This window comes from Aliivibrio finisterrensis (assembly GCF_008933155.1).
Lineage (GTDB): Bacteria > Pseudomonadota > Gammaproteobacteria > Enterobacterales > Vibrionaceae > Aliivibrio > Aliivibrio finisterrensis.
Map to the genome: position 1 here is coordinate 138,150 of NZ_WBVP01000009.1, position 7,298 is coordinate 145,447.

A 7,298-nucleotide genomic window follows, 5' to 3' on the forward strand; every position below is an offset into this window, starting at 1 on the left:
TTATTCTTTTACCTCAATAATTTTATTTAATATTTGTTGTGCTTTTTCTTCTGGGAATTGAGCATCAACAGGTAAATACCACCATGACGATTGAGCAAAAGACTGACATTTTACTGCATCTTTCTCAGTCATAATTAACTGATCGCCATGTTTCATTAATTGTTCTATTTCTGTCTGTTCAAACGCTTTATGATCTTCAAACCCTTGAGTATGAACCACATTCGCTTTCAGCTGATTCAGCGTTTCAAAAAAACGTGGCGGATGCCCTATTCCAGCAAAAGCAACCAAATTAGATAATGAAGAAACACTGCGTCTTTCACCTGTAATTAAATTAATTGCTTCACTTGGCTGAAGTCGCATCGACACCTCATTTTCTTGAGGCTCTCCACCATTACAAATTAAGAAATCCACACTAGATAAACGCTCTACTCCCTCTCTTAATGGGCCTAGAGGAATATAATGCTGATTACCAAAACGGCGCTTTCCATCAATAACAATAAACTCTATGTCTCGTTGAAGTGCATAGTGCTGTAGGCCATCATCAGTAATTATAAAATCAACACCCTGTTGCTCAAGCATTTTAACCGCTTCGCTGCGAATGGGCGCAACAGCAACTTCAGCTTTAGTGCGTTGTTTAATTAAAACAGGCTCATCACCTGAAATATCAGGCGTTGTCGTTTCAGTTAATAAATAAGGATAGTAAGGGGCTTTACCACCATAGCCACGAGAGGCAACCCCTACTTTATAGCCTTTTAGTTGAAGCTGTTCGACAAGCCATACAACAACAGGTGTTTTACCATTTCCACCAGCGGTAATATTACCAACGACAACAACAGGAACCGATGAACGATAACTCTGCTTTTTACCACGTTGGTAATCTGATTTTCGCTTTGTTGCGATCCATTTAAATAAGCAACTAAGTGGCCACAATAATGGCCACAAGAGCTTTCCTAAAAAATGGTTCTCAAACCAAATTTTTTCAATCATTAATCACCAAACTGAATACGATGTAATTGAGCATAAGCCCCATCATGAGCGATAAGTTCTGCATGATTACCACGTTCAACCACTTCACCTTCATCAACAACTAAGATCTGATCGGCATCTTCAATCGTTGATAAGCGGTGAGCAATAACTAATACCGTTTTGTCTTTTTGAAGCTCATCTAATGCTGATTGGATCGCTTTTTCAGATTCGGTGTCAAGTGCAGATGTTGCCTCATCAAGAATTAATACTGGTGCGTTTTGTAATAATGCTCGAGCAATCGCAATACGCTGGCGTTGACCACCAGATAAACTTGCGCCATTTTCACCAATCATGGTATCAAAACCGTCATCCATCTTATTAATAAAATCAGATGCATAAGCAAGCTCTGCCGCTTTTTCTATCTCTAGCCGCGTAAACTTACCTTCAGAGGCATAAGCGATGTTATTTGCAACGGTATCATTAAATAGATGAACATTTTGAGAGACTAAAGCAAAATGTTTACGCAAGTTTGGTAAGCGATAATCTTCAATCTTATCGCCATCAAGGCTAATCTCACCTGAATCGACATCATAAAAGCGAGTAAACAAGTTAGCGATGGTACTCTTACCTGAACCTGAACGGCCCACTAATGCGATGGTTTTACCTGCTGGAAGATCAAAACTTACACTACGTAGTGCTGGTGCATCCGCGGTTGGATAAGTAAAGGTCACATTATCAACTTTTATATCACCTTTTATGGTGTCTCTTTCAATATTACCGTCGTCTTTTTCTTTATCCATGTCCATCAATTCAAACAGCGTCTGACATGCTGCCATACCGCGCTGGAAATCAGAAGTAACGCTCGTTAAGCCTTTTAATGGGCGTAATAAACCAAACATTGCTGAAAATACAACGGTAAAGGTACCCGGTGTCAACGTCTCTTTAATCGAATCTACACTTGCTAAATAAAGTACAGTAACTAGAGCGAACGAAGCAATCATTTGAATAATAGGGTTAGCTAAACCTTGAGCTACCACCATTTTCATACCTTGCTGACGCATATGGTTACTAATATTGTCAAAACGCTCAGATTCAACCTTTTGACCACCGTAACTAAGAACCACTTTATGGCCTTTAAGCATCTGCTCTGAGGTTGCCGTTAATGAGCCCATTGCCGTTTGCATGTTTTTACTGATCTTTCTAAAACGTTTAGAAACAAAGCTAATAGCAAAAGCAACAATAGGAGCAACAACGACCAGTACAAGAGATAACTGCCAGCTGTTCCAAAACATCAAGCCAAGTAAACCAATAATACTGGCTGATTCACGCACAATATTAACTAAGGCTTTACTGGTTGCCGAAGCCACTTGCTCTGAATCATAAGTAATTCGAGATAATAAACGCCCAGTTGATTCTTGATCAAAATAGCTTACAGGCATATGCATAAAATGATTGAAGATTTGACGACGAATACGCATAACCACGTTACTCGCAACCCAACTCATGCAATAACCAGAAATAAATCCACTCAAACCTCTGATAAACATCATGGCTAGAATAATAAATGGCATTTTCTTTAAGAAATCAGAATCTGCGTTACCAAAACCATCATCTAAAAGTGGTTTTAGCAAAGAGATCATGTAGGTATCGCTTAACGCATTGATAATCAGTGTTACAACGGCAACGGCAAGACCCGCTTTATATAGTGAGATATGTGGCCATAAACGCTTAAATGTTGCCCATGTAGATTCGTCTTTTTCAATAGTCATAAGTACTTATTCTTCATATACAATTATCTATATTCTACTCTGAATTTAGATTATCGCCAAATAGCTTTCTGTACCAAGTATTTTGATTGTGCAGTGAATAAGCTTCAATTGATAACTTCTCACCTTTTGAGCTTAGACTTATTTGCCCTAATTGAGCAGTATCTAACCAAAGTACCTGATTGTCTAAGTGCCTATCTTTAATCTCTGGATTAGGTAAATTCCAGGGAGTAAACCTTCCGGCAGATACTACACCAACCTTCCCTTCCATTACTTTTACCCATCGCTTGGTTGACGAAGTATTAGAACCATGATGAGGAACCAAAAATACATCGATATCATCAAATGTATTTTGATTTAAAATCAACATCTCTGAAATGGCATCAATATCGCCAGTTAATAAAAAAGACCACTTATCTATACTTAGTTTTATAACGCATGAGTGAGGATTATACGCACGGCTTACCATTCTCGGTGGCCAAATTGCGGTAAAATGCATTCCTGCTACTTTCCACTCTTCACCTTTAATACATGGTTGGTGATTACTGCCTTTCTCACTTGCTCTGACCCAATTAGGGCTGAAAGTATCTATTAAATAATTTTTCCCGCCTGCGTGATCGTTATCTGAATGACTGAGGATCAGGCCATCAATATTCCTTATTCCTCGATGATGCAAAATAGGCTCAATAACACTTTCAGCAATACTGCCAGTTCGCCACCTCCCTCCTGTATCATAAACAACGGTATGCCCTTGATTAGATAATAGTAGTGATAAACCATGCCCCACATCTAAAAAATCAACTTGCCACTCTCTTTCTGGCTTAATAAACAGTGACCCGATAAATAAAAGTATAATTGGCTGAATAAAAAAACGTATGGGAAGTAACAACTTAAGAGATAAAATAAAAATAACAGCGTACAACAACATATTAATATGATTTGGTAATACAACCCATGATTGCTCCGCATGTCTAGCTAACCACCATACTGGGGATATAGATAAACTAGCCCACTCCCATCCTATTTTTGCAATGTCATTACTGAATTGTTCCATAATAACTGAAGCTAGACTTAACGGTACCGTAAAAAAACTAACCCAAGGTACAGATAGAAGATTGATGAATGGTGATAAGTAACTTACACCGGAAAAGAAAATACCTTGAATCGGCGCTAATAAAATAAAAAGCGCAAATTGTATAAAGATGACTTGTTGCCACTTTCTAAATAATGGTTGGTCTTTGGCGTAAACAATGATCTGATAAAAATGAAGAGACAGAAAAACTACGCATACCGCACTAAATGAAAGCCAAAAACTCATAGAAAGGGAAGAAAAAGGATTGAGTAACAAACATAGGAATAAACACCACAATAATAATTGATGTTTCGGCCAACGTAACCGGTATATTAATAAAATAGATACGATAAAACAGGCAATCAAAGCCCTAATCGTAGGAAGTGAAAAACCCGCAAGCCACGCATAGAAAACAGCAAACAGACAGCCGAGAATAATAGGCAACCATCGCTGATTTTTTTGAGAAAAAACAAGACGAGCCCTCTTACCTACCCACCAACCAATTGCAAAAACAAACCCAATATGCAGCCCGGATATTGCCATTAAATGCGCCAAACCAGAGTTACGAAGCGCACGCCACTCAGAGGCACTAATCTCTCCTTTGTAACCAAAGGTCAGTGCAAGGAGTAACGATTGATGCGATTCATTAACTGTATTCTCATAGACTTTTTGAAACCATTGAGCTCGATAGGAGGGCTTATCTTCTAATAAGGTAGCATTACTTATTTTACCGTATGAGTGGATTCCTTTAGCTAGTGCATAGTCTTCAAGCTTATAGCCTACTTCATTATGTCGGCCAATGGGCGGACGTAGTTTTACATTCATTTCCCACAACTGACCCTGTTTAAATAGAATGGTTTCTGACTCTTGGCTAAATTGCTTCTGATAATCTCGAATTGATAGCCTTAATCGTGGTAAATCATAAAACTTCATTGAATGATTATTAATACCGCGAACTTGGACTAAAATTGAAGATGTTCTATTGTTAAATGCAATTAGACTTTGAATTTCACCTTTGATGGTAATATCATGGCCTTGACTATAAAGTAGCTGATTAAGAGTTTTATAGTAAGTTATGTGTGAGGAAGTGATGACTAACCCCAGAAGGATGCCTTGTAATAACTTTGCTTGGGGAAATTTTAGCGTAATAATTATATAGCTAAAAACACACAATATAAATGCAAGCGACGGCAGGTTTGTTGGCCAATAGGCTGATGATAAAAAAATCAGAATTACGACAACGAGTTTGACTCGTATGTCTCGAAGAAGAAGCATTAACTCATGCCAAGAAAGTTCATTAAACGTTTTTTACCAAACCACGAAACAATTAAACGCCAGAAAGCATTAAAGATATTTGGTAACGTCTTATATAACCCAAATCTATGGTGCTTAAACCGTCGTTCTGCGGCTGGGGCTTTTGCTGTCGGCTTATTTATGGCGTTTGTTCCTCTTCCAAGTCAAATGATTATGGCAGCAGGTTTAGCTATTCTTTGCAGTGTAAATTTACCTTTATCAATCGCTTTAGTTTGGGTGAGTAATCCCGTCACTATGCCTGTGTTATTTTATGGCGCTTATAAAATTGGTGCTTGGATATTATCAACACCTACTCAACATTTTCATTTTGAGCTTTCTTGGGAATTTATTGCTTCTCAGATGTCCACAATTGGCCCCCCTTTCCTATTAGGTTGTGCTATTTGTGCTGTCGTCTCATCTCTTATCGGTTACTTTGGCATACGAGGACTCTGGCGTTACTCTGTAGTGCGAAGCTGGCAAAAACGCACATTACGATTAAAATAGCAAAAACTAATCTACCCTTATCTTTAAGCTTCCACCTATAACTGACAGTAAAATTTTGCTGTCAGTTCACAGAACTTTCCTCGCGAACAAACAGTATGCCAGCTTTAATGTAATATATTTGTTGGTATCTTATTAATAATAACAACGTCTTTCAGCATTGTCGTTCATTATAAGATGCTTATACTCATCACGGTAAGTAAGTGATTGGTATAACCCATAATACTAATAAGAAACAAAACTATACACTTACAGCTTGCTTAAGGAACTTGATATGAATGAATTAATTGAATGCCCAAAATGCCATTCTGATGAATTACTTATATCAGACAACGAAACCACGGTGCTTTGTTCTGAATGTGGAGTAATAAAAAGAGATGGGGTTTGGCTTATTGAATCACCAAAAATTGTAGAAACAACAGCCTAGAAGAGAAAAAGCCCATATTTCACAATATGGGCTTTTTCTTTACCTAACTGGCTTTATATCAAAAAGATTAAGCAAACACGTCTTGTAATTGAGGAACGACTTGTTTCTTACGGCTAAGCACGCCATCTAGCCATACACGGCCGTTTTCTGTCGCTTTACCGTAAGCTTTAGCTGTTAGCTCTTCATTATCACTAACGACTAGTAGTTCTGAACCTTCTTTCATAATGTCAGTTAAAAGTAAGATCATAGTATGACGATTACCTTCGACTTTCATTGCTGCGATATCCGCTTCTAATTCTTCTTTGATTTCATCAAACACGGCAAGATCGATAACTTCAAGTTGGCCGATACCTACTAGCTCGCCATTCATATTGAAATCTTTAAAGTCACGCATTACAAGATCACGTACAGGCGTACCTTCTACTGCAGATTTTACTTTAAACATTTCCATGCCAAGTGCTTTATAATCTTCAATTCCAGCGATCTCTGCTAGTGCTTCAACACACTTGATATCAGCAGTTGTACAAGTTGGTGATTTGAAGATTACTGTATCACTTAAAATTGCGCATAACATGATACCAGCCATGTCTTTTGGGATTTCAACATTGTAGAAATCATACATCATTTTAATGATTGTATTACTACAACCAACAGGGCGGATCCAACACTCTAGTGGTGTTGAAGTTGTTAAATCACCCAGTTTATGATGATCAACAATACCGACAATTGTTGCTTCAGCGATATCGTCTGGTGCTTGTGTTAGCTCTGAGTGATCTACAATATAAACCTCTTCACCAGCATAGCTTAATTTTAATTCAGGTGTTTGTACGCCAAACTTTTCAAGGATAAATGCAGTCTCAGGAGACACTTCACCTAAACGAGTAGGAGTTGCTGCTTCACCGATTTGATTTTTTAAGTAAGCTAGTGCAATCGCACCACAAATTGAATCTGAATCTGGGATCTTGTGACCCACTACATACATTGACATTGTATTACTCTCCTTTAAATATGGCGCTATTCTAACAAATTGAGACGATTTGAAAACAGAAAGTATCTATAGATACATAAACTATTGAGCCCGTAAATCAAGGTAAGAAATTGTAAATAACAAAAAGGCTCATACCTTTCGATATAAGCCTTTTTTAAATATGGCAGAGGTGGAGAGATTCGAACTCCCTACACGCGTGTTCTTATGGTGGGGGAATCCGTGGTTCTTTTCTCAAATCAAAGATAACAAAAAGGCTTGTATCTTTCGATACAAGCCTTTTCTAAA

Annotated in this window: 6 protein-coding genes; 2 read left to right on the plus strand and 4 right to left on the minus strand. The window is 37.9% G+C overall.

Translation table 11 applies throughout. From position 1 onward, the window contains the following. From lpxK to F8B77_RS10185, 3 genes are read right to left on the minus strand one after another with little or no spacing between them, the layout of a single operon-like run. Entirely contained in the window at positions 1 to 987 is a 987-nt protein-coding gene (lpxK, locus tag F8B77_RS10175) for a tetraacyldisaccharide 4'-kinase (protein WP_151655253.1), read from the minus strand. After that, the gene (gene msbA, locus F8B77_RS10180) at positions 987 to 2,735 is read right to left on the minus strand and encodes a lipid A ABC transporter ATP-binding protein/permease MsbA (protein ID WP_151655254.1); all 1,749 of its coding nucleotides are present in this window, start codon (positions 2,733 to 2,735) and stop codon (positions 987 to 989) included. Before msbA ends, lpxK begins: the two co-directional genes overlap by 1 nt. Positions 2,736 to 2,769: 34 nt before the next feature. Continuing rightward, positions 2,770 to 5,079: a DNA internalization-related competence protein ComEC/Rec2 gene (locus F8B77_RS10185; RefSeq protein ID WP_151655255.1), complete on the minus strand. Its 2,310-nt coding sequence runs from the start codon at positions 5,077 to 5,079 to the stop codon at positions 2,770 to 2,772. 6 nt (positions 5,080 to 5,085) lie between these two features. On the opposite strand from F8B77_RS10185, the gene F8B77_RS10190 reads away from it, so the two are divergent. Then, the gene (locus tag F8B77_RS10190) at positions 5,086 to 5,601 is read left to right on the plus strand and encodes a DUF2062 domain-containing protein (RefSeq protein ID WP_151655256.1); all 516 of its coding nucleotides are present in this window, start codon (positions 5,086 to 5,088) and stop codon (positions 5,599 to 5,601) included. Between the two features lie 271 nt (positions 5,602 to 5,872). After that, positions 5,873 to 6,025 (plus strand): nonsense-mediated mRNA decay protein NMD3 family protein, encoded by a 153-nt coding sequence (locus F8B77_RS10195; protein WP_151655257.1) that lies wholly within the window; start codon positions 5,873 to 5,875, stop codon positions 6,023 to 6,025. A gap of 67 nt (positions 6,026 to 6,092) precedes the next feature. On the opposite strand, the gene F8B77_RS10200 is transcribed toward F8B77_RS10195, so the two are convergent. After that, the gene (locus tag F8B77_RS10200) at positions 6,093 to 7,013 is read right to left on the minus strand and encodes a manganese-dependent inorganic pyrophosphatase (protein WP_151655258.1); all 921 of its coding nucleotides are present in this window, start codon (positions 7,011 to 7,013) and stop codon (positions 6,093 to 6,095) included. Between the last annotated feature and the right edge of the window lie 285 nt (positions 7,014 to 7,298).